This is a genomic window from Candidatus Odyssella thessalonicensis L13 (genome assembly GCF_000190415.1).
Classification (GTDB): Bacteria; Pseudomonadota; Alphaproteobacteria; order Paracaedibacterales; family Paracaedibacteraceae; genus Paracaedibacter; species Paracaedibacter thessalonicensis.
Map to the genome: position 1 here is coordinate 64,058 of NZ_AEWF01000006.1, position 21,554 is coordinate 85,611.

The following is a 21,554-nucleotide window of genomic DNA, read 5'->3' on the forward strand; positions in this document are numbered from 1 at the left end:
TTAAGTATCGGGGAGAATTATATTAATTTTATATAAATTCCTTAGGATAACCTTCTCGATAAAAAATATAAAACTAGAAACTAGAAATGTAGAAAGGGACAGAGGAAACAATGAAAAGGCTCGCTATTTATATAGGGATACTATTTATCTCAGTTATATATGCTAAATCTTTTGCGATGGAATCTAATGATAGCCAATCAAGGGAGCCGTCTGGTCAGCGGATGCCAACTTCTCCCACCAATAGAGAAAACTATCCCTACACTGTCCCTGAGGTGCTTGAGGCGGATGGAATTGAGTTGATTGTCGCTAACCAAGGTAAATATTTGTGCAGAGATAGAACCTATATTGTTTGGGGACTACGCCAGCATAATCCCGAGGAACTGGGCGTCATAGGCGATTGCCATTTCTTATTAGATATATCACCGCTTCACTTATTGAAAGCAGCCAAAGTTAGTGAAGAAGAAAGATCGAGCCTTAATCTCCTAGCGAGGCATACTGTCATCTCACACGGAGAATCTTTACCTTTAGAAGAATGGGGGGATATACAAAGGGCCATAATGAATACCGCTTTTAAAGAGAAAACACCAACTCAATTAGCAACATACAGCCAAGAAGTACGCCACCCTGCCATCTTAGGGCAAGAAGAAGTCTCCCCTATTGTTACTTCTTCTGAAGAAAATCTTGTAAGTATATTGTGTTACCGCCTTTATAAAGAAAATGAACCGGTGGAAGACTTCTTATTCCTTTGCTTAGGTAAAGGCATTAAGATGGACAGAACACGTTTTAATGATTTAATGGTACAGGCTAAACAAATTCTTGAAAGTGGAAAATTGTGCACCTCAGTGCTTGATGAATAAAGGAGAGCAGCAGAGCTCCCCGCCCGTTTTTTTCTAGAAGCTATCTGAAAAAATAGGAAACCTTAGAAGGTTCTCCCCTGGCGGATAAAATCACGTGTTTGGTAGCAGAAAAAGGTTAGGATAGAGAGCCTCATGATAAGACTCGCAAAGACAAAAGAATTTACTTGTTTTCTCTGAAAAAAAAGAACGAAAAAACCCACTCCAAGACGACCGAGCTTTGAGAAAAGCTAAATGTTCGGGCGCTTCTTTGCATGGATGCAGCCAGCCCAGCCCAGCCCTTGCATATCAGATTTGATAAACAGGTCCGTCTCTTCCAAGCTTCCGATGATCTCTTTTCAACTATCACAAATTATAGAACGCTCACTTCATAATTTTCCGGATAGGTATTATTTGTTATCTCAACTTAAATATTTACTTATAATGTAAACAATGAATAATATATTATTTTAACTAAATTGATACTCTGTAGAAAAAAATATAGTAATATGCCTAAGCCTTATAGGTGGCCTGGTTAGCTTAATGGAAGGCGATATTTGTCAAGCCTCAGAAAAGAATGATATGCGACTTATTCGTCGCCCCCTCGTCTGCATGATCATACCTTAGGAAATAGAGAGCACCTCGGAGAAAATGACTCACTTTCTCTGCTTCAGAAAGAAGAAGAAAGATCTAAAAGTGAAGATATTAAAGCCAACTTTACAACCCTATTAGCTATAAGTAAGTTCGTTTATGAGACCTTAGGATGGCAGTCCTGCGGATCGCCGCTCTCTTCCAAAGAGAAAACTGATCAAGGAGAGGAAACAACTACCTTAGATTATGCTGATCTTGCTTATCAAGAAGCTTGTAAAGATTATAAGTCGATACGACGTTCAGGTGTACCGTATGAACGTGAAAAAATAGAGCAATACGCGCTTAAAAGATTAAAAGCGATTTATCCTGATCAGAACATAAATAAGTTTTATAAATCTATGATGCGCGCCTTCTGTCTTTCTAGAAAGGCTGCTCAATTATATTATGAGTGGGCATGCAGCAAACTAAAAGAAGAGAAGCGAGAAAACAATTAAATTTCTAAAGATGCAATACTAGTATCCAAAAAATAGCTGCATTAGGTCAGACTCAATTTTACTCTCAAAGAGGGAAAGGAGCTCTAAGCTAAGGTGCAGGCATGTCTTGGGTCACTTTGTCTATTGTTATGCTCGCTTATTTGGTGACCATACCGTTTAGCATAAAAGCCTACAAAAACATTGGGCAAAAGCAGGACTAAGTGCAGGCTCTTAGCGTTCAATTATCAAATGAAAACCCTGAACCAAAAAAGATAAGTCAGATCCAACAAGCTTATCCATATTGTTGCTGACAAAGACTAACCGTTCTCGAGAAAGAGAGGATAGTGCCTTGGCTATCTTTTCGAGACTTAACAGATTACCTTTTAAATTAGGAACATCTTCAAGGAAACTATTTAAATGGTGGAGCGTAAAAACTTGAAAAACAGGCAAGCTCTCTTTAAATACTTCAAAAGGGGTTTTAGAAAAGGGGGCTTTAGAAAAATTTCTTAGAATCTTGTCGGCACGCTTGCAAATATAATCCAGCTTATCGGTTGCAAAAGGTGCTAACAGTTCAATAATCTCTGCTCGCTCAGACCCAGTTAATAACCGAGATTGCATACCTGCAGACATATAAGGGTGCAGAAGATAAGCGCTCTCGGGAGACTGTACCGTAAAAATCTTGAGAGCATGCTTAGAGAGGATATAAATTTGCTCCGGTCTAAGTGAAGCTAAAATTTCAATGAGCTTTAGCCTGGTATTTATAGTGTCTTCCTCTTTAAAGAGATTGTTCGCGTTTTTATTAATAAAATAAAGGTGTGTCAATTCAAGAGCAGCGAGACTTCGAGTGAGTCGACTATGGTAAAATGATGAAAGCCCTTTGGATAAATTTATGGAATAGTGAGAAATTATTTGCTGCCGCTCGTTGCCGGGTTCCCAGTGTATACCCTTAAGGCCCTGCTTAAGCCAGCTAAGTATATTCTCTCGAAGTTTTTTCATTAGGTTCTCTGCTGCCGTTGCCAATCTTTTACAGGCCAGAACTGAGCTGAGTAAATCCTTGGGAGATAAGTAACTAAGCACCTGTTCTAGGACTTCTAATGGCATCTCTTCAAGCGGGGAAAGCACCGGAGATTCGATAAAGCAAAGAGGTCCCTGGCTCTCAGGAGCTTCCATTGTAAAAACTTTTGCGATTAAAGTAGTTGATACAAGTAAGTATTTAAGATAGCGCATATTTTTCCTTATTATTTAATTGAGCGGAATTATCTATGGTTATATTCTTAAGAACTTCAGCGTGATTTTAGTCAAACTGTAAAACTCTGCAAATATTTAAACGTATAACACTGTTACACCTTAAGACAATAAACTCTCTTAGCTTTTCAACTATGCTTAAATATAACTAAGCTTTCAGCCCCTTCCCCCCTTACAGCCCCTCATCGAGACTTTGATCTTTACTTTATTTTCCCTTTGTGTCTCGATTAAGTCGTTATACACTAAGTAATAAAGGGAGGAAGGTTCTATGATAGAAGATGTTCGGTATGTGGATACGAAGACGGTTAATTGCGATGGGAACGGTAGCTCGGAAGGGTTAGGCCACCCCAGTATCTACCTGAATTTTGGTTTAGAAGCCCGCGTCGTCTGCCCCTATTGCAGCCGAGTCTTTGTCTATGAAGGTCCAGCTGGTGACAGTCATTAGAGTTTATATCACGCTTGGGGCCATTGTTGCTTTTTGCCAAGCGCACGACCCAGTTCCCCCTTCTCAAAATGAAACAGTGTTGGAAAAAATTGGCACGATGTTTTTATCGTGCCTGCCCCTATGTGAAAGCGAAAGAGAATCCACGGTTCCTGAACACTATCTCACCGCTACCGGCAAAGTGTTTACCCCGACGTCTTGCGGTACTGATCCACAAAAGCATTGTGCTGCCCCAAATGAGCACTAAAATTATGCCCCCCCACTCCATTGGCCACAAAGAAGAGATCTTGAGTGGACAGGGGTTCGACGGCCGCAAAGATTGAAGCCTTACCCGGACAACAGATGGGGCGCGGCGGCAAACCATTAATCACATAAGTATTATAAATCGTTTCAGATTTTAAATCTTGTTTAGTGATTTTACGCCCAAGCTTTGTCTTGCCGAGCGTAATGCCATAAATAACTGTTGGGTCTGCCTGCAATTTCATGCCTTTATTTAAACGGTTCACAAAGACGCCAGCTATGCGGCGGCGTTCATCACGGCGACCTGTTTCTTTTTCAACAATGGAGGCTAAGGTTAACGCTTCTAAAGAGGTCCGATAAGGTAGATCGCCTTTACGCTTGGCCCAAGCTTCCGCTAGAACTAAGATCATGGAGGCCTCCATCCTATTAATTAACGACTGGCGGGTATCTCCGTAAACATAAGTATAAGTATCAGGCAGCATGAAGCCTTCCGCCGGGATATGTTCAATTTCCCCTTTTAAGAGCGGCAGGTTCTCAATTTGCTCAATAATCTCTGCGACAGTTATACCTTCGGGAAATGTGACTTTGTGCACAATCACGCGGCCACAGCACAAAATACGAACAATTTCCGTCGGCCGAGCATGGTTGGGAATCAAAAATTCTCCAGCCTTTAATTTACCCCACTGCTTACTAACCAGGGAGGCAAGAAAAAATACATATTTGTTGGAGATTAGTTTTTTCTGCAGCAATAATTCTGCAACCTCAACCATCGTCATCCCTTTTTCAATGATGACCGCTTGATCTTCCGCCCGAGTAACCGGGGCATATACGCCGCCTGGACCATAGAGCATCCAAGAAACAATTAAAACTAAACCAACAATCAGAGACAAAAATAATTTCTTAATCATCAGGGGATCCCTCAAAATGATAAGTTTTTGTTATAAGAAGCTATATAGAACATATAGGAACTATTTTGTCAAATTGCAGGCAAAAAATTAGCTAGGCGAAAATAAGATAAACATTTACTTTACAATTGTCTAAAGAAATGCCTATATTTCTTTTGTATCGTCTTTATTTGTTGTTAAAAGTTCGTTATTTATCTCGCCTCCTTTGCGCTTTGTTCTTAACCACTTTTTAACAGCCGATCAGACTACAATATCAAAGTGTGATACGGTTGCGTTCAGGTCTTAAGAGCCCGCCTTTTGTGAACCTAGTGCGCCGAGCTTAATTTTAAAGGAGGTTCATTGTGAACAATAAGCTATACGTCAGCAACTTACCCTATTCTGTAAATGATCAAACCCTAGCTCAGCTATTTGGCGATCATGGAGCTGTGGTTTCTGCAAAAGTCATTACAGATAAGATGAGTGGACGCAGTAAAGGCTTTGGCTTTGTCGAAATGGAAAGCGAACAACAAGCAAATTCAGCTATGGAAAAATTAAATGGCCAAGATTTAAATGGTCGTCGTATGAACGTTGCGATTGCTCGCCCGAAAGAAGAAGGTGCAGAGCGCCGTCCGATGGGCCGTCGATAAACTCAATTCTGAGCTTATAAGAAAAACACCCTCTTTTTAGAGGGTGTTTTTTTATGGCATGCTGTCAAAATATATACAGTAGAGGCATGAGCCTCCATACACAGTCAGTAATTTTCTTACTTATCCAATTGTAGATAATGGTTATAAGATTCGCCGGTCTTCACCGGTAATTTTGCTTCGTTATGTTCCTCAATAAAGCCATTTTTTTGAAACACCCGCACTGATGTATCAACGCGAGCAGATGAAACTATAAATTTAATTTTATTCTGTTGCATGATCTTAATAAAGTGCTTTACCATGCTGGTGGCATAGCCCTTATTACGAAATCTAGCATTAGTCTCAATATAATCAATAGTCGCCACTTGGGCGAGCTGAGCGTTATCCCAAAAATAATTTATATGAAAGTTAAGGAAAGAGATATAGGTTTTGGGTACAAAGATGTCCCCTAGATCCGAATTCATCGCATCTTTAGGCGCAACCAATAGAAACCGCCCGTTCAAATCTGCGTATCTTCCGAATATAGGGTTGATTAACCGCTTTGCCCAAAGATATCCCTGAGCCTCCCCTTCTAAAAAGATATGCTTATCAATTCTAAGATCATGCTCTCCTTGCTCTTGACTGGGGAACATAAAATCATCAATAACTTGTTCATTAGTGGCTAGATTGACTAGGGGGGTGGCTGGTTTAGCGGCTGCGGGAGCTGTAGCTTGTTCCATAGCTTGGGTAGAGCCAGCCATAAAAAGCATCAGCAAGGCACTTAATCTTGAGACATGTTGCATGTTATTACCTCTTATATTTTATTTTTAACATTTGTCTTCACGCTTAAGCTATAAGCATCCCTCTTAACTATTTATGACTTATAAATTATGCAAGTCTCTAATCAGGATGCCTATACATCTTAGATATGATCACTTGCTTATTCTGGTACAAGATATTTTTCTTCCTCTTGCAAAAATTATAAAACGCTCTATAAATTTAATATGTGAACCTTATTGCTAAAAGTGACCCAAATGTCCCAGACCTTTTCTATAACTGACAATGCTGCTCGCCGTATTAACTACCTCGTCAATCAACTTGGAGCGCGGGAAGGTATCAAAGGCCACTTGCTGCGGATCTCAGTGCAAGGCGGTGGTTGCTCAGGCTTTCAATACTCATTTCTTTTTGAAGAAAGTGCCAATCCTGAAGATATAACCTTCGAAAATAATGGGGCCAAAGTTATTATTGATGAAATATCCTTGAGTTTGTTGCAAAACTCTGTTCTGGATTACACCGAAGATATGGTGGCGTCGACTTTTGTTATTAGGAATCCCAATGCCACCTCCGGGTGTGGGTGTGGTAATTCCTTTTCAATTTAAATCTTTAGCCTTATCCTTTGCGACAAACACCTACCCCTTGGTGTTAGGCGACAGACTGACTACTTTTTATTCAGACTAGTTTTTTTCTCACTCTCCTTGCCCTTTCCCAAGGGAGGCTCAATTTAGCAGGGCCTAGGGTAATAGGGGGCTGTAGTAAGTCCTTCTTTGATTAAATCTTTCCTGTAACTCAAGACGCTTTACAGGAGGCCTTAAAGCGACTCCTGCTTACGCATTTGCCGATATTGTTATCTTATCAACTAAGACTCCACCACCGTTTAAGGCTAACATTCTCAGCTAAATCTTCTTAGCAACGCCACGCCGCCCGGGAAGTTTATTAAGAGCAAGCAGTACCTGTTAAGGATTAAATTAATGCTTCACCTCTTTCTGAACGGACAGAAAAATCCAAACAGGCTCTTCCTGCTCAGCTATATCTCGCGCAAAACTCTTTATCTTAAGGGGAGATAGGCAAAGACCGGGAAGAAAAAGCATATCCTCCCACGCCCAGTTTGCTATTTCAATGGTAATCCGTCCCCCTATTTTCCACTTATAAGGTGGCGCCCCAGCCCTCACTAGCCTTGGGGTCCGCGTTGTTTTTATTTTTTATTGAGGATATAGGTTTAATCTATAGATATTCGTGGTGGCCATAGGTAATCAAAGGCTGCTAATTTAGCTTTATCTGGGGAAGGAAACCATTTTTTACCAAAGCTGCCATCGACCATAAAAGAATAATACCCGAATCTGGAACACGTGATTACCACATGATGGCTGTAGGAATCTGTCCCATTAGGGCGGGTATGAATATAATCATTTCCATTCCTGGAGATTTTCCACCCTGCCAGCGATAACCAATTTGCTCGGCGACTCAGGCGGGATTTTAAGTCTCGATCACGACATTTAGCGGCCTCCAAATCTCCTTCCATATGTCCGGCACAGATACATCCCACTTCAAGCGACTCATGCGTGGGATGAGACATATAGTGAACATATCTTATTGTTTCTCTTTCGCACATTTCACATAATTTTGAGGCTTCTCCTAAGTCTTCGACCTCATCACATTCCCAACCTCTATGGGGAACCTTAGGGTCTAACCATTTGCCGGTACTACCATGCACAGAGGGCATTATGACCTCCCGGCAATCTCGGCAGTCATGGTCGTCGCATGCTGTTACATTAGCGACTGTTTTCGCAAGACATAAAGCGGTCAAAAATAATTTAATGCGGGTCATGTGTTTATCCTTATTTATATAATACCAAAGGTTGATAGGGTTAGGCAGTCTGCCAGAGAACGTATACAAATGTGGCGACTATACTTGCCTAACTTAAGGCCAACCTTATCCCGCAAGGTCGGTTAAATGCTATCCGCCAAAATTACTTAAGGGAAAAATCCTGATGTATGGTTGCAAAATTTTTTATGGAAATAGGTGTTGCCCATAAAAGGTGAAGATATAAATCCAGCTTTCCTAAAGAATTAGGTACACCGTAGGACCATATTGTTGTCACCCTGGCTGGTATGACATGTTACGCGACAGCTAGCTAGCCTTACCCAGAATCATTCGCTCTTTTCTTGTGGGCAGGAGATCAATTTTAACTTATAATTTAGATAATTTTTGGTAATTTTATTTTGTTTTAGTATAGGAACATGTTTAATTATTTCCACTAAAGAATGATGAATAAGCGAAGAGATAAACAAATGATCAAAATGCCTAGAAACTCAAAAATAAGGTTGTGGGCCATCAGCCTCCTTATATGGTTACCCCCTTCTCAGGCGATGGAGAAAGATGACTCCGACGGCTCTCTCCCTCCTGTAGCGAAGAGGCAAAAGGTAGAACATATTCACCCTCCTCGCCAAGAACAGTCAGATGATCTCAATGTCCTTCTTGAGGTTCTCTTTTCATCCGTCGAAGCCAACAGTTTAAGCCAAGAATATAGGACAGTAGTTCCGCATCACAGTTCAGACCCAACATCCACATCAACAGACGCTTCTCTCACTGGACTTGGTCCTGCTCGTTTACCTCAATCCCGCACAATTCCCCTGCCATACTTCTACAGGTTAGCCTGGAGTTACTTTTTTCCTTCTGAGTATAAAAAGAATATTACGTCCCTTTGCGCTGCTTGCGATCTTACCCCTTATAAATTTGCCGCTGCTCTGCCGGAACTAAAGAAGTACGATCCTAACGCTTTTCCCTCGACAGAAGAATTTCAGAGCTTCCTGTTTAGGTTCTTTGATCACGTTAGCCACAGCGCTTTCGCCACAGATTTAACCCGTCTTCTCGCTAATTTTCGTAAAGCGCAACTTTATTGTGCCGAGTATAAACGCAAGCTTACAGCCGCCCAAGCCTTTACAATATTTGACAGTTTTAGCCACCGCTCTGACATTCAAGAGTTTTCCCAGCAGGGTCTGCTTTATCAAGCCTACATGAACTTTACTCATCTCACACAGCAGATTTCTGATACTGAAGCGTGCACTATTCTTATGGAATTAACCCAACGCGAGAGGACTTGCCTTAATGAAGTAAAGATTGAAGCCGAGCTCCTTTTAGCCTTAATGCATCAGGACAACCGCGCCGGCAATTTATTGACAGATGAGGATATCCTTCAGCGTCTCGCACCTTTACTGACACCCGCGACGCCAGACCTTCTTAGAAGCCGCTTTCTTAGAGTGATCACTGCTTTAAAGACAAGAAATCAGTAAAGGTAAAAGGGAGGCGTCTCTCCGCCGCGCTTTTGCCGACACCTCAAAGAAGGGCATTTTGCCTACCAGTTCTGCTTTAAATTTTTCCATCTTGCTTTTGTCTTCTCATCAACCTTAGCATTAAGCTCAACGGATCTTTTTAGATCACGTTTAATTCCAATACCGCCTTCTAGACAATAAGCTAAAGCGAGTTGGCCCAAGCCTTCCCCTTGGTCAGCAGCTTTCTCATAATAAGAGACAGCCTTTTGCCGATCCTGTCTTACACCTTTTCCTGTCTCATAACAGTAGCCAACTTTAAACTGGGCTAAAGCAAACTCTTGATTGGCAGCTTCAAGAAACCAAGCAAAGGCGCGCTGATCATCCTTTTTGACGCCCCGTCCAGACCTAAATAAATCAGCAAGGAGGCACTGTGCTTCGGAAAGGCCCTGAGAAGCAGCTTTTAGCAACCATGCTGCTGCTAGTTTATCATCTGCGGGTAACTTACCTGTACCAGTTAAATAAGCGTAAGCCAGATTACATTGAGCCGCAGGAAACCCTTGCTCCGCCGCCTTGCGAAACCAGTCAATTCCTTCTTTCTCGTTTTTATTCGTTTCTGCGCCATAAAGGTAATGGTTTCCTAAAACATTTTGCGCTTGAGCATTCCCTTGTTTAGCCGATAGCTTTAACCATTCAATTGCTTGAGGTGAGTTCTTAGGTGCCCCTTTGCCACAATAATGCATATGCCCTAGGATCATTTGCGCAATTGCAGAACCAGCATTAGCGCGTGACTCAATTTCCACTAGAAAGCCTGCTGGTAATGGATAAGCTGAGAAATGTAAACTATGACTTCTAAAAATAATAGCCAATTCCTTATCCCTCATATTAATGACATTCACTGATGGAAATAGAAAATTCAGCAGATCTGCTGTCACTAAGATATTAGGCATAAGATGATTGTATAACCGCTCTACCAATTGCAGTCGAGCTTCTGGATTGTCAAAGAAAATGGCTTCCTCAATTAGCTTTTTATTGTTTATAGGGGTGGAGGTAATTGCAGAAGACAATACCTCAGCTTGGTGGGCGCATTGAAAATCCTCCTGTAGTAGTGGCTCTTGATCATGTTGTTCTAAAGCTGCACAAAAAGTACTGAGCAGCGTTATTCCTAAAGAAATTCGAAAATTTAGGGGCATCTTTTCCTCCATTAATGGCTCACAAAGCTTCTAACTCTTGACGTAACTTTAACAAACAGCTGTAGTCATGATCATCTGTCTGCCTCCGTTAACAGGAATATAGCTTAGTTGAAATAATTTAGTTAATATTTATTTAAATTTTTATATAATAGATACGCATAAATATTTTAGATTATCCATTTTCTGGTTAAGGCCACAATTTCTTGAACAGCGTTAGCATCTTCGAAGCAAAAATTACTTATAAAAACTAGTAAGATAACTAAGTGAAATTCATAGAGCTCCGCTTTTATTGATAATTATACATTGCCCTCTATAAAATTCTGTAATATTTCTACATAGGAGCTAGATTGTTTCTAAAAAATAAAAGAGGAGAAAAAATGAAAAAAAGAAAAATGTTAGCTATGTCCTTTATTGCAGCATTATTATCAGCCCCCACTTACCAGGCTCAAGCCAGCGAGCTTACGGTCAACTTTTGGAATAAAGATGTCGGTCCCGTTGAAGGCGGGCGCTTCCTGGAAGATCAAAAATATGTTGCTGAGGGACATGTTTTAGGAAAACAGCCAGGCAGCGGTCTATTTATGATCCCAATTAAAGACAGAAAAATAACAGAAGATGATAATTGGGGACTTTTCGATCTCAAACCGGTGGCGACTGTAATCTACAAAGAAGGAAAAGTTGAAACGATTAACACGGGCAAAGAAGACACCGTCTTTCTAGGCTTACCCGGAGAAAAGACTACATTTAAAATTTCCCTTTCTTCTGACAGGTATCAGATTTCAATGATCTCTTTTGCTCTCACCGGCAGACAATACAGTTTCACCACAAGCGGAGGAAGCGTTTGGATACCACCTCAGGTACAATCATCGGAGCAAGCATATCGCGAAGTTTCTGCCATTGCCGCACTTCCGGGCACAAAGATTCATCCATATCAGGACTTGAATGTTATCTTTTCTTGGCCTGAAAGCCTTGCTGAGGAAGAAGAAGAGGCAGAGATCAGCACAGCTGTTACCTATAAATCTTATACCCCAACCATTACGACAGATAACTTAGTTGCCAATTGGAAAAGCTCTATTTGTGATCTGCATGTTGATAATAAAGTGGATGGTACCGGCAAATATTGCTGTTACCCAACCCGGGGATTCAACAGACGTTTTGAAGGAGCAATTCGCGATGCGGGGGATCTCTATAACCTCGGAGAAAAATTCGCTTATGTTGCTGGACACGAACTAGACGCCAATCCTTTTTCAAAGTGAACCTATGTTACCTTCTTCGATAAGCAAGAGGGAGAACTAACAGAGAATAGGCTTTTTGAGCAAGACCAATAATAGTCTTCGCCTTCTTAAAAAAGCTAAGTTAGAAAGAGGCTAAACTCAAAATTTAGCCTCTCTCCCCAATGGTCTCACTCGCAATTTTCCTCAATAATAATAGATCCCCTTAAGACTGCTCCAGGTGCCCATAGCTTGAGGATTCTTTCCCCTAGTCATCATAATGCCCCTTACAAGATTTAACTTTGATAACATTGTTTTCATGGTAATAGACAAGTCTATCTTTCTTGGTAATGCGGCGAGATTTTTCTTTGGTTTGACGAAGTGGTTTCTGATGAGCGCCTGGAATTTCCTCTCTTAAATCTCTAATTAATCGGAAAACTTTCTTCTTTTCCTGAGGAGGCAATTGATCTAAATCCTTTGCTGCTCGCTTAGAAAAGCGCACGATAATTTTTGGTTTTAGTTCTTCCGGTAGCACGGTTAAAACTTCGTGTCGTTCTGCTTTTGTCAACTGACCTTTAACTAAGTTTTTAAAGATGTCTTTGCGTTCTCTAGAGGTCAGTTTCTTGGGTCCCTTTGGTCGCTGAAGCTTTTTTTGTCTCTTGAGCTCCATTCTTTTCTCAAGCGAAATAATTTCTGCCTCGGCTTCAGATGAGGCGGCTGCCTCGGCTTCGGAGGATGCGGCTGTCTTCGCTTCTGCCTTATCCTGAACTAAGACGGAAGAGTCCGGGAGGGCTTCTTCTCCTTTGAGCTCCGCCGCTAAGATCTCATACAGCTCTTCACCACGTTTACTGCCGCCGCGTGCTGCTAGAAGGGCATACTCTAACGCTGCTTGCTTATCTTCTACTGTGGTTGTTTCTCTATTGAGTTTAAGAAGCGCAAGAAAATAGTAAGCTTCAGGAAGGCCGGTACTTTTAAGAAGGTCAGTCGCAATTACATCTTGCTCCTCTTCAGCAATTAGCTCATCACTTCCATCCTCATGAATATGGCTATAATGGGTATGATTATGCATGATCATGGATGCTAAGTTATAAAGTGCTTCAGGAGTGCCAGCCTTTTTCAACAAGCGGGCAATAACTTGTAAGAGGTTCTCTTGAGTAATGGGATTGAGGTTTTCATCTTCGCTTATCTTTCTATCCCGCACCAAGCGTGCCAGCCCTTCAGCGGCTCTAGAATCTTCCACTTGTCTGTATAGGCGGGCTGCTTCTTGGTAACGCTTTTCTTCCGGAATCGGTTTACCATTTTCATCGGCATGAATAAAGCCCCCCTCAATAAGTTTGGCAAGGGAGCAAAGCGCCCAGTCATCCCCTGCTTGTCTAAATAATCGTGCCGCTTCTTCATATCGTTGCGCCTCAGAAAGAGGACGGTTATTTTCATCTTTAGAGATCAGCCCTGCAAAGATAAGCCGTGCCAGATTATTAAGAGCCTCTGGCACCCCCGAGAGCCTGTAAAGTCGTGCCGCCACCTCATAACGCTTACTCGCTGGAACAGGGCGGCCCTTTTCATCTTTATGGATTAGATTGTCTTCAATAAACTCACCTAAAAAGTACAAACTGTCCTGCGTACCTGAATTTCTGAGCAATCGGTAAGTAACTTCTTGGCGCTTTTCAGGACTGAAAGCTTTATCTTTCTCATCATGGAGAACAGATCCTTTCCAAATCAATTGAGCGAGAAGATTAAGGGCATCTGGTGTTCGGGATTGCCGGCAAAGCCGAGCCACAACCTCATAACGCTGACTTTCAATAAACGGTTGGCCTTTCTCGTCAGAATCAATCTTTTTTGTAAGAATAAGTTTAGCTAACATCTCTAATTCTTGCGGTCCTAGATGGAGTCTTAACAAACGTGCTGCAATTTCATAGCGCTGCTCTTCGGGAAACGAGTTACCATTTTCATCCTCATGAATTTGAAAAGAGGCTATCGATTGTCCTAATACACTCAAGTAAATAGGCAGGTGAGATACTCGCCATAACCGAGCTGCAACTTGTAGGCGCTTATTTTCAGAAATAGGATTGTTATCCTCATCTTCGCTTATAAATCCATCGGCTATTAACCCCCCTAGCCTTCCCATATTGAGGGGGTTTTTGCTTTTGCGTAAAATGCTAGCAAACCAATTAATTTTAGCAGTTGCGTAGCCAGAAGCAAGATTAGGTTGTTTCAGCATCTCTATAAACTTCTTTTCAATACTATGCGCTGCCTCCTCGTACTCTCTTGCTTGCTTTGCCAAATCTCCTGCCTTAATGATATGTTCTTGGGCTTTGTTGGAATAAAATGACGCTGAGTCTTGCCCAAGCCAGTTGCATCTAAAAAACAGGAACAGTCTTACTTTGAGATGGATAGAAGGAGTTTCTGTTAAAGTCGCCAGACCGTCATAGAGCTGCTCCATAAGAGGTAGATAAAATAAACAATCCTTTTCCGGTAAAAGCAATGTATTAGCAATAACTGTCATCCTTTCCTCAAAGCCGGGCGATAAAGTTAGCTTCTGAAAGTCAGTTTTTAGAATCTGGTTGACGTATACGCTAATAGGCTCTGGACAAGCCGGTGCTGCGGCTAAATCTCTTAATTTGTTCAGCGAAAGCGGCAAAAGTTTACCCGTTAGCAGCGAGGTTATCAAAGCTAGCCTTTGCCAGTAAAAAGATTCCTCAATCTGACCTTGGTCCTTGAGTATGGTGCCATACCAGCACATGGATTGGGCTGACCCTGCCTGTGCGCCTTGAAGAAAATAATCTTTTGCTTTTTCTAACTCTTTACTTTGGTAGCAGACTAATCCCTGTCTAATCAAACCATTGATCACGTTTGGTTCAATTTCTGGCTTTATCTCTAGTCCTGAGCTTGTAGCTTGCAAAAAACCAAGACTCGACAGATTCATTAGCTCCGGTGAGAAAGACTCTGATCGTATGGTAACAAGAGAACGATTCACGTGAGGAGGGAGATCATCGTGCTGCATGGCGCTGCTTAGAGTAGATGACAGTTTTAAAAGCACCGTGAGAAAACAAGTTATGTTTAATTTGGTCATGAAGAAGTCCTTATTGCTTACTGATTAATTCTTAGTTTATATTTTTTGATAATTTATATTTATACTGAAGCTTACCTGATCCTATGAAGAACAAATAAGAAAGTAAATGTTATTTTTTCTCTCAACTTTAGACTAAATAGCTAGCGATTAAATCTTTCGTATTGATTCTATCTCTCAACCATTGGAAAAGGCTAGGTACGGCGCCTTCTAAGACCTAAGGGAGAAATCTTGTGATAGTGCGGAGGACGAGCTGAGTACCAATTCTTTTTAATGATAAGGGAGCCTTTGCTTCTATCTTAAAAAGAATTAGATAACCATTGTTATGCTAATCCTCTCCCAAGCTTAGACACGACGCCGCTGGGGATACCTAGTCGAGTCTGAAGAAAAGTCCTTCGCTGCGCTCAATGTACTTTTCTCCAATTTATGTTGATAATAAAGAGGATGATGACGGCAAATATTGGTGCTTCCCAACCCGGGGATTTAATAGAAGGTATGAAGGAGCAATCACTGACGCGGGCGATCTCTACAACTTAGGAGAAAAATTTGCTTATGTTGCTGGGCACGAACTAGACGCCAATCCTTTTTCAAAGTGAACCTATGACCTTCCTCGATAAGCAAGAGGGAGAACTAACAGAGAATAGGCTATTTGAGAAGGAAGAAGAACCTGAATAGTCTTCGCCTTCTTAAAAAAGCTAAATTAGAAAGAGGCTAAACTCAAAATTTAGCCTCTCTCCCCAATGGTCTTACTCGCAACTTTCCTCAATAATAATGAGCCCCCTCAAAACTGCTATAACGCCCATCTTGAGGATTCTTTCCCCTAGTCATCATAATGCCCCTTACAAGATTTAACTTTGATAACATTGTTTTCATGGTAATAGACAAGTCTATCTTTCTTGGTAATGCGGCGAGATTTTTCTTTAGTCTGACGCAGCGGTTTCTGATGCGCCCCCGGAATTTCCTCTCTTAAATCTCTGACTAATCGGAAAACTTTCTTTTTTTCCTGAGGAGGCAATTGATCTAATTCTTTTGCTGCTCGCTTAGAAAAGCGCACGACAATTTTTGGTTTTAGTTCTTCCGGTAGCACGGTTAAGACTTCGTGCCGTTCTGCTTTTGTCAACTGACCTTTAACTAAGTTTTTAAAGATGTCTTTGCGTTCTCTAGAGGTCAGTTTCTGGGGTCCCTTTGGACGCTGAAGCTTTTTTTGTTTCTTGAGCTCCATTCTTCTCTCAAGCGGAATAATGTCTTCTTCGGCTGCGGATGGTGCTGCTGTCTTAGCTTCTGTTTTATCCTGAACTAAGACAGAAGAGTCCGGAATGGTCTCTTCCTCTTTGTGCTCCGCCGCTAAGATCTCATACAGCTCTTCACCGCGTTTACTGCCGCCGCGTGCTGCCAGAAACGCATACTCTAACGCTTCCTGTTTATCTTTTAAAGTTGCATCTCTATTAAGTTTATGAAGAGCGAGAAAATAATAAGCTTCAGGAAGGCCAGTACTTTTAAGAAGGTCGGTCGCAATTACATCTTGCTCCTCTTCAGCAATTAGCTCATCACTTCCATCCTCATGAATATGGCTATAATGGGTATGATTATGCATGATCATGGATGCTAAGTTATAAAGTGCTCCAAGAGTGCCGGCCTTTTTCAACAAGCGGGCAATAACTTGGAAGAGGTTCTCTTGAGTAATGGGATTGAGGTTTTCATCCTTGTTTATCTTTCTATCCCGCACTAATCGCGCCAGCCCTTCTGCTGCTCTAGAATCGTTTACTTGTCTATATAAACGCGCTGCTTCTTGGTAACGCTTTTCTTCGGGAATCGGTTTACCATTTTCATCAGTATGAACAAAGCCCCCCTCAATAAGTTTGGCAAGGGAGCAAAGCGCCCAGTCATCCCCTGATTGTCTAAATAAACGTGCCGCTTCCTCGTATCGTTGTGCTTCAGAAAGAGGACGGTTATTTTCATCCTTAGAGATCAGCCCTTCGAAGACAAGCCGCGCTAGATTATTAAGAGCCTCCGGTACCCTCGAGAGCTTATAAAGTCGTGCCGCCACCTCATAACGCTTACTCGCTGGAACAGGGCGCCCCTTTTCATCTCGATGGATCAGATCGTCTTCAATATATTCTCCTAATAGATAAAGGCTTTCTGGGGTACCTGACTTTCTGAGCAATCGGTAGGTAACTTCTTCACGTCTTTCAGGCGGAAAAGGCTTGTTGTTCTCATCAGTATAAATAGATTCCTTCCAGATCATTTGCGCCAGAAGGCAAAGAGCATACGGTGTCCCGAGTTGGCGACAGAGACGAGCAGCCACCTCATAACGCTGAGCCTCTGTAAACGGCTGGCCTGTATGATCGTGATCAATCTTTTTTGTAAGTATAAGCTGTGCTAGAATTTCGAGTTCCTTCGCACTTGGATCTAAGATCATTAAACGTCCCGCAATCTTATAGCGATGTTCTTCTGAAAATGGATTGCCGTTTTCATCTGCATGAGTTTGATTGTTGGCTATCAATTTGCCGAGTACACTTAGATGAGATGGAAGGTGACATATTCTACATAAGCGGGCGACAATCTCATTGCGCTTGCCTACAGCAATAGGCGTATTATCCTCATCTTCATCAATTTTCTCGTTACCTATAAGCTCGGCTAGTATGGCTATAGTCTTCGGTGTTCGAGACTTACGTAAAAGATAAGCCGCAAATTTATATTCTTCACCTTCTTTAATGAAGGGATTAGCTCTCCTCCCTGCCTCTTTAGCATCTATAAGAGCAGTTGCTTCCCGTAAGTTTTGGTTCGCTTGATAAGCTAAGGGGTTTGCCTTGGCCCCATGTTTAAGCGCTTGCTGGAAATAAGGATTATCATTAAGAGGTGAAGACGTTTTTAGTGAGTCCCTAGCGCTTATAAAAAATAGTAATTCACTCATTTTCAGATGGATAGAAGGGGTTTCTGTTAAAGCCGCCAGACCACCATAGAGTTGTTCCATAAGAGGTAGATAAAGTAAACAATCCTTTTCCGGTAAAAGCAATGTATTCGCAATAACCGTCATCCTTTCCTCAAAGCCTTGCGATAAATTCAGCTTGTGAAAGTCAATTTTTAGAATCTGGTTGACGTATACGCTAATAGGCTCAGGACAAGACGGTGTTGCGGCTAAATCTCTTAACTTATTCAAGGTAAGCGGTAAAAACTTACCCGTTACAATTGAGGTTATCAGGGCTAGCCTTTGCCAGTAAAAAGATTCCTCAATCTGACCTTGATCCTTGAGTAGGGTGCCATACCAGCACATGGATGGGGCTGACCCTGCCTGTGCACCTTGAAGGAAATAATCTTTTGCTTTTTCAAACTCTTTACTTTGGTAGCAGACTAACCCCTGTCTGATCAAATTATTGATCAGAGTTAGTTCATTTTCCGTCTTTAATTCTGGCCCTGAACTTGGAGCTTGTAAAAAACTGAGACTCGATAAACTCATCAGCTCCGGTGAAAAAGGTTCTGATTGCGTTGTATCAAGAGAACGATCCGTGTGAGGGGGGAGATCATCGTGCTGCATGGCGTTGCTTAAAGTGGATGACAGTTTTAAGAGCACTGTTAGAAAACAAGTTATTTTTAATTTGGTCATGAAGAAGTCCTTATTGCTTACTGATTTATTCTTAGTTTATATTTTTTGATAATTTGTATTTATTCTGAAGCCTAACTAATCCTATGAACAACATATAAGAAAGTAAATATTATTTTTTCTCTCAACTTTAGACTAAATAGCTAGCCCTTACATCTTTTGTATCGATTCTATCTCTCAACCATTGGAAAAGGCTAGGCACGGCGCCTTCTAAGACCTAAGGGAGAAACTTTGTGATAGTGCGGAGGACGAGCTGAGTACTGATTCTTTTTCATGATAAAGAAGCCTTAGTTTCTATCTTAGGGAGAATTAGCTAGCTATGGTTAAGCTAATCCTATCCAAGCTTAGGCACGACGCCGCTTGGGACACCTAGAATATCTGGTTTAGAATTTTCTTGCCAGAGCCTATTCCTATAGCATTTCTAAGCTTTGGCTTTCCAGGGATTAATAGTTAACTTGTCCGCATTAGAAAAGGATAATATGGGAATTTGCGCATATATCCTCTGCTCCCCGTTAGTATATTGTGCGCACATACAGCCTTCCTCATCGATAGTTGTTCTGGCATATATCCCTGCCTCATAGCCATCAACTTCCGGGGTTTCTAACTGGGTGGTGCTTCCTAAGCAGCGCAGCTGTCTTCCTTCTCCGATGACGCCAAAATCCATAATAATCTGAGAGGTAGCCCCCGAAGGATACCATTTAATATTAAGGAGCGGCGCATTGGCAGACCGAGTTCCATTAGTCAGAGATAACAGTCCTGAATTATCAAATTCAATTACCATACCTTGATCATATGGTGAATCTATATCAGTTCCGCTCTCGGGAGCAGCTACTCCAAATAACCATTGGAAGGTTCCATATGATATACAAGTAAAATAGAAATTGAGCGCATGCTTTATCCCTAATGAATCAATAACTGACGTATTTGTAATATATGGCCATCCTAATGAGGCGGTTGGCGACAATCTCCCCCGAAAGCTGATTCTTGTGGTTGGCTTAGAGCTGTAGGATAAGCTTTTAGAAGAAGCTACTTGCAAGACAGCATTAAGGTCTGGACTTTTAATGAGAGGAAGGCCATCGTCGTCTAAGTAAACTACATTTAGATATTGGCCAATGTGATTACGGAAATAGCCCTGTTTATTCTCTTCCCAGGTCCCAATAGGAGATAAAGAAAGCTCTTTTTCATCTTCATCGGCCGTATCGCTCACCAAGAAATACCCGTATCCTTTAATGGCCACATGGGTCTCAGTTAAAGAATAGCCACAAATCTCTGTACTCTTTTCCATCGCCTTTAAAGGAGTGCATAAGAGCGAGGCATTTAAATAAGAAAATACTGCGAGAATTAAATTTAAATATTTTCTCTTTACTTTAGAGCTCAAGTTCATGATTTTCTTCCTACTAAGTTAACCAGGGCAATATTCATGTTAGCCCTAATTTATTCTAGTGGTTAGGATCATAGTTTGAAAGATCAGAAGAATTGTTAACACGGTAACCTATTGGCAAAAAAATACATTAAGAGTATCGTACTCTCGTAAAGATGATCGCAGTTACTCCTTTGCAGCCTTAGATTGTTCATAAGAAAAGCTAAGCAAACAAATTAGGCCAGAAATAAAAGTAATCGCAATTGTGATCGGGCTAATTGTGGCATTATAAAACTCAGCTGTTAAACCAATAATTCCTGCTGTTATCAATAAACGCAGACTTGTTAAGAGGCTGGCAACTATACCTTTAATGTCGGGCATTAGCGCCATTAGTTCTGTAACATACGGTGTTTGCACCCATATAAAACCACACGAATAAGGCAGCATAGCCAGTGTTAACGACATGGGATTTTTGGGAGCCCAAAAGGTAACTCCTGCTAAGGTTGAGCATCCTAGGAAGATACTCAATAAACCCAGCCTTTTAACAAAGGCTATGCCCTTACGCTTGACGAATAGGGTGCATGAAAGGCTTGACCCTAAATAGGCTAGCAATAGGGAGAACTGATAATAGGGATAATGGAATTTGCTGACACCAAAATCAGCAACAAATAAGAGAGCAGATGAGGACAGAAAAAGCAAGAATCCGGCAAAGACTAGACTAATAATGGTTGTCAGTTGGACAAACTCTAAGTTTGTGATCACCCTTAAGAAGTTCAAGAGGATTCCCCTCATCTCAAATTTATTCCGCAAATTCTGCGGCAATGTTTCTTCTAGGAAGAAAAGGCATATACTAAAGGAAATACTGACACAGACAGCAATGACGGCAAAATTGGCTCTAAATCCATATTTTGCATTTAGGTATCCCCCTAGTAAAGGGGCAGCAGCCATAATAAAGGGAACCAACATATTAATTTTATTGAGAGCCTCTATTGCTTTTTCTTTTTGAAATATATCAAAGATGATAGCCGTGCCCAAGGTGAAGCAACCGCCACTGCCTAAGCCTTGTAAAACGCGGGCAAGCAGCATTAGTGTAAAACTGTCAGCCCACAACGTAATTAGCGACCCCAGAAGAAACACTATCAAAGCTAGCAACAACAGCTTACGGCGCCCATAGCAATCAGATAAGGGGCCGTAAAGGGGTCCGGATAGGCACAGTCCTAAAAAATTCCATGTTAATAGCTTCTGTATATCCGGTTGCGATTGATTGAAAAAGACCATCATATCCGGAAAAGATGGCAGATAAATATCTGTCTCGATAACCGCTGAGATAAAAATGGCCACAATTAATATCAAGTATTTGAAGTCCTTAGTCATGATTCAGGTTCCTTATAAGTGAGCGACAACAATGGTACGGGCACTGATGTGCTCTCGGTTAATAGGCATAGAAATGCGGGGTAAATTGCTAGGTAAACTTTAAAATGGTAAAGCTGGAGAGATAAGTGATAGAAGGCTTATCGATCGGTAATTGTCAAAAGGGAGAGAGGTTCTAAAAGGAAGAGGAAGATAATTTTTGTATACCCTAATTAGGAAACAAGTCAACAAAAAATTTTAAGGTTAGTGGGGCTATTTAAACTCCGTCGGCCTGTAAATTTGCACCTTAGATCATTAATCAGCCTAGGAGCCATATGATACTCAAACGCCTAGGAATAATGGGAAGAGACTTCAGGAATGAGTGTTAAATTTTTTA

17 protein-coding genes are annotated in these 21,554 nt (G+C 41.4%); 7 read left to right on the forward strand and 10 right to left on the reverse strand.

Annotation, left to right across the window (positions count from 1 at the left end; all coding sequences use genetic code 11):
• Window positions 1–110 precede the first annotated feature (110 nt).
• Complete coding sequence (locus HMO_RS0110020) at window positions 111–857, forward strand: hypothetical protein (RefSeq protein WP_010302332.1); 747 nt, start codon at window positions 111–113, stop codon at window positions 855–857.
• Window positions 858–2,128: 1,271 nt separating this feature from the next.
• Here HMO_RS0110020 and HMO_RS0110030 read toward each other — a convergent pair.
• Window positions 2,129–3,124, reverse strand: coding sequence for an F-box protein (locus HMO_RS0110030; RefSeq protein ID WP_010302340.1), 996 nt, complete (start codon window positions 3,122–3,124; stop codon window positions 2,129–2,131).
• 286 nt (window positions 3,125–3,410) lie between these two features.
• Between HMO_RS0110030 and HMO_RS16200 the strand changes: the two genes are divergently transcribed.
• The gene (locus tag HMO_RS16200; RefSeq protein WP_010302343.1) at window positions 3,411–3,587 is read left to right on the forward strand and encodes a zinc-finger domain-containing protein; all 177 of its coding nucleotides are present in this window, start codon (window positions 3,411–3,413) and stop codon (window positions 3,585–3,587) included.
• Complete coding sequence (locus HMO_RS16860; protein ID WP_139016873.1) at window positions 3,574–3,831, forward strand: hypothetical protein; 258 nt, start codon at window positions 3,574–3,576, stop codon at window positions 3,829–3,831. The genes HMO_RS16200 and HMO_RS16860 overlap by 14 nt, the downstream gene beginning before the upstream one ends.
• Here the strand turns inward: HMO_RS16860 and mltG are convergent.
• Window positions 3,770–4,732, reverse strand: coding sequence for an endolytic transglycosylase MltG (gene mltG, locus HMO_RS0110040; RefSeq protein ID WP_010302348.1), 963 nt, complete (start codon window positions 4,730–4,732; stop codon window positions 3,770–3,772). The genes HMO_RS16860 and mltG overlap by 62 nt on opposite strands.
• A gap of 338 nt (window positions 4,733–5,070) precedes the next feature.
• On the opposite strand from mltG, the gene HMO_RS0110045 reads away from it, so the two are divergent.
• Window positions 5,071–5,355: an RNA recognition motif domain-containing protein gene (locus HMO_RS0110045; RefSeq protein WP_010302349.1), complete on the forward strand. Its 285-nt coding sequence runs from the start codon at window positions 5,071–5,073 to the stop codon at window positions 5,353–5,355.
• Window positions 5,356–5,471: 116 nt separating this feature from the next.
• Here the strand turns inward: HMO_RS0110045 and HMO_RS0110050 are convergent, their stop codons facing one another.
• On the reverse strand, window positions 5,472–6,134 hold the full coding sequence (locus HMO_RS0110050; RefSeq protein ID WP_010302351.1) for a GNAT family N-acetyltransferase: 663 nt from the start codon (window positions 6,132–6,134) through the stop codon (window positions 5,472–5,474).
• Between the two features lie 231 nt (window positions 6,135–6,365).
• On the opposite strand from HMO_RS0110050, the gene erpA reads away from it, so the two are divergent.
• A complete protein-coding gene (gene erpA, locus HMO_RS0110055; RefSeq protein ID WP_010302352.1) occupies window positions 6,366–6,710 on the forward strand; it encodes an iron-sulfur cluster insertion protein ErpA in 345 nt (114 codons plus the stop codon).
• A 366-nt stretch (window positions 6,711–7,076) separates the two neighbouring features.
• Here the strand turns inward: erpA and HMO_RS0110060 are convergent, their stop codons facing one another.
• Both HMO_RS0110060 and HMO_RS0110065 read right to left on the reverse strand, forming a co-directional pair.
• Window positions 7,077–7,280 carry a hypothetical protein gene (locus HMO_RS0110060; protein WP_010302355.1) on the reverse strand — a complete coding sequence of 68 codons (204 nt, stop codon included), beginning with the start codon at window positions 7,278–7,280 and terminating at the stop codon, window positions 7,077–7,079.
• Window positions 7,281–7,327: 47 nt separating this feature from the next.
• Window positions 7,328–7,936 carry a hypothetical protein gene (locus HMO_RS0110065; protein WP_010302357.1) on the reverse strand — a complete coding sequence of 203 codons (609 nt, stop codon included), beginning with the start codon at window positions 7,934–7,936 and terminating at the stop codon, window positions 7,328–7,330.
• A gap of 464 nt (window positions 7,937–8,400) precedes the next feature.
• On the opposite strand from HMO_RS0110065, the gene HMO_RS0110070 reads away from it, so the two are divergent.
• Window positions 8,401–9,402 carry a hypothetical protein gene (locus HMO_RS0110070; protein WP_139016874.1) on the forward strand — a complete coding sequence of 334 codons (1,002 nt, stop codon included), beginning with the start codon at window positions 8,401–8,403 and terminating at the stop codon, window positions 9,400–9,402.
• 62 nt (window positions 9,403–9,464) lie between these two features.
• Here HMO_RS0110070 and HMO_RS15735 read toward each other — a convergent pair whose 3' ends face one another.
• Complete coding sequence (locus HMO_RS15735) at window positions 9,465–10,571, reverse strand: tetratricopeptide repeat protein (RefSeq protein ID WP_010302361.1); 1,107 nt, start codon at window positions 10,569–10,571, stop codon at window positions 9,465–9,467.
• Window positions 10,572–10,948: 377 nt separating this feature from the next.
• On the opposite strand from HMO_RS15735, the gene HMO_RS0110080 reads away from it, so the two are divergent.
• Window positions 10,949–11,824 (forward strand): hypothetical protein, encoded by an 876-nt coding sequence (locus HMO_RS0110080; RefSeq protein ID WP_010302363.1) that lies wholly within the window; start codon window positions 10,949–10,951, stop codon window positions 11,822–11,824.
• Between the two features lie 223 nt (window positions 11,825–12,047).
• Here the strand turns inward: HMO_RS0110080 and HMO_RS14685 are convergent, their stop codons facing one another.
• The 4 genes from HMO_RS14685 to HMO_RS0110110 all read right to left on the reverse strand — a co-directional run bounded on the left by HMO_RS14685 (window position 12,048) and on the right by HMO_RS0110110 (window position 21,181).
• Window positions 12,048–14,849 carry a type II toxin-antitoxin system RelE/ParE family toxin gene (locus HMO_RS14685; protein ID WP_033444708.1) on the reverse strand — a complete coding sequence of 934 codons (2,802 nt, stop codon included), beginning with the start codon at window positions 14,847–14,849 and terminating at the stop codon, window positions 12,048–12,050.
• A gap of 817 nt (window positions 14,850–15,666) precedes the next feature.
• On the reverse strand, window positions 15,667–18,450 hold the full coding sequence (locus tag HMO_RS14690; protein ID WP_010302372.1) for a type II toxin-antitoxin system YoeB family toxin: 2,784 nt from the start codon (window positions 18,448–18,450) through the stop codon (window positions 15,667–15,669).
• 418 nt (window positions 18,451–18,868) lie between these two features.
• The gene (locus HMO_RS0110105; RefSeq protein ID WP_175282115.1) at window positions 18,869–19,732 is read right to left on the reverse strand and encodes a flagellar basal body FlgE domain-containing protein; all 864 of its coding nucleotides are present in this window, start codon (window positions 19,730–19,732) and stop codon (window positions 18,869–18,871) included.
• A gap of 261 nt (window positions 19,733–19,993) precedes the next feature.
• A complete protein-coding gene (locus HMO_RS0110110) occupies window positions 19,994–21,181 on the reverse strand; it encodes an MFS transporter (protein WP_010302379.1) in 1,188 nt (395 codons plus the stop codon).
• Window positions 21,182–21,554: the final 373 nt, after the last annotated feature.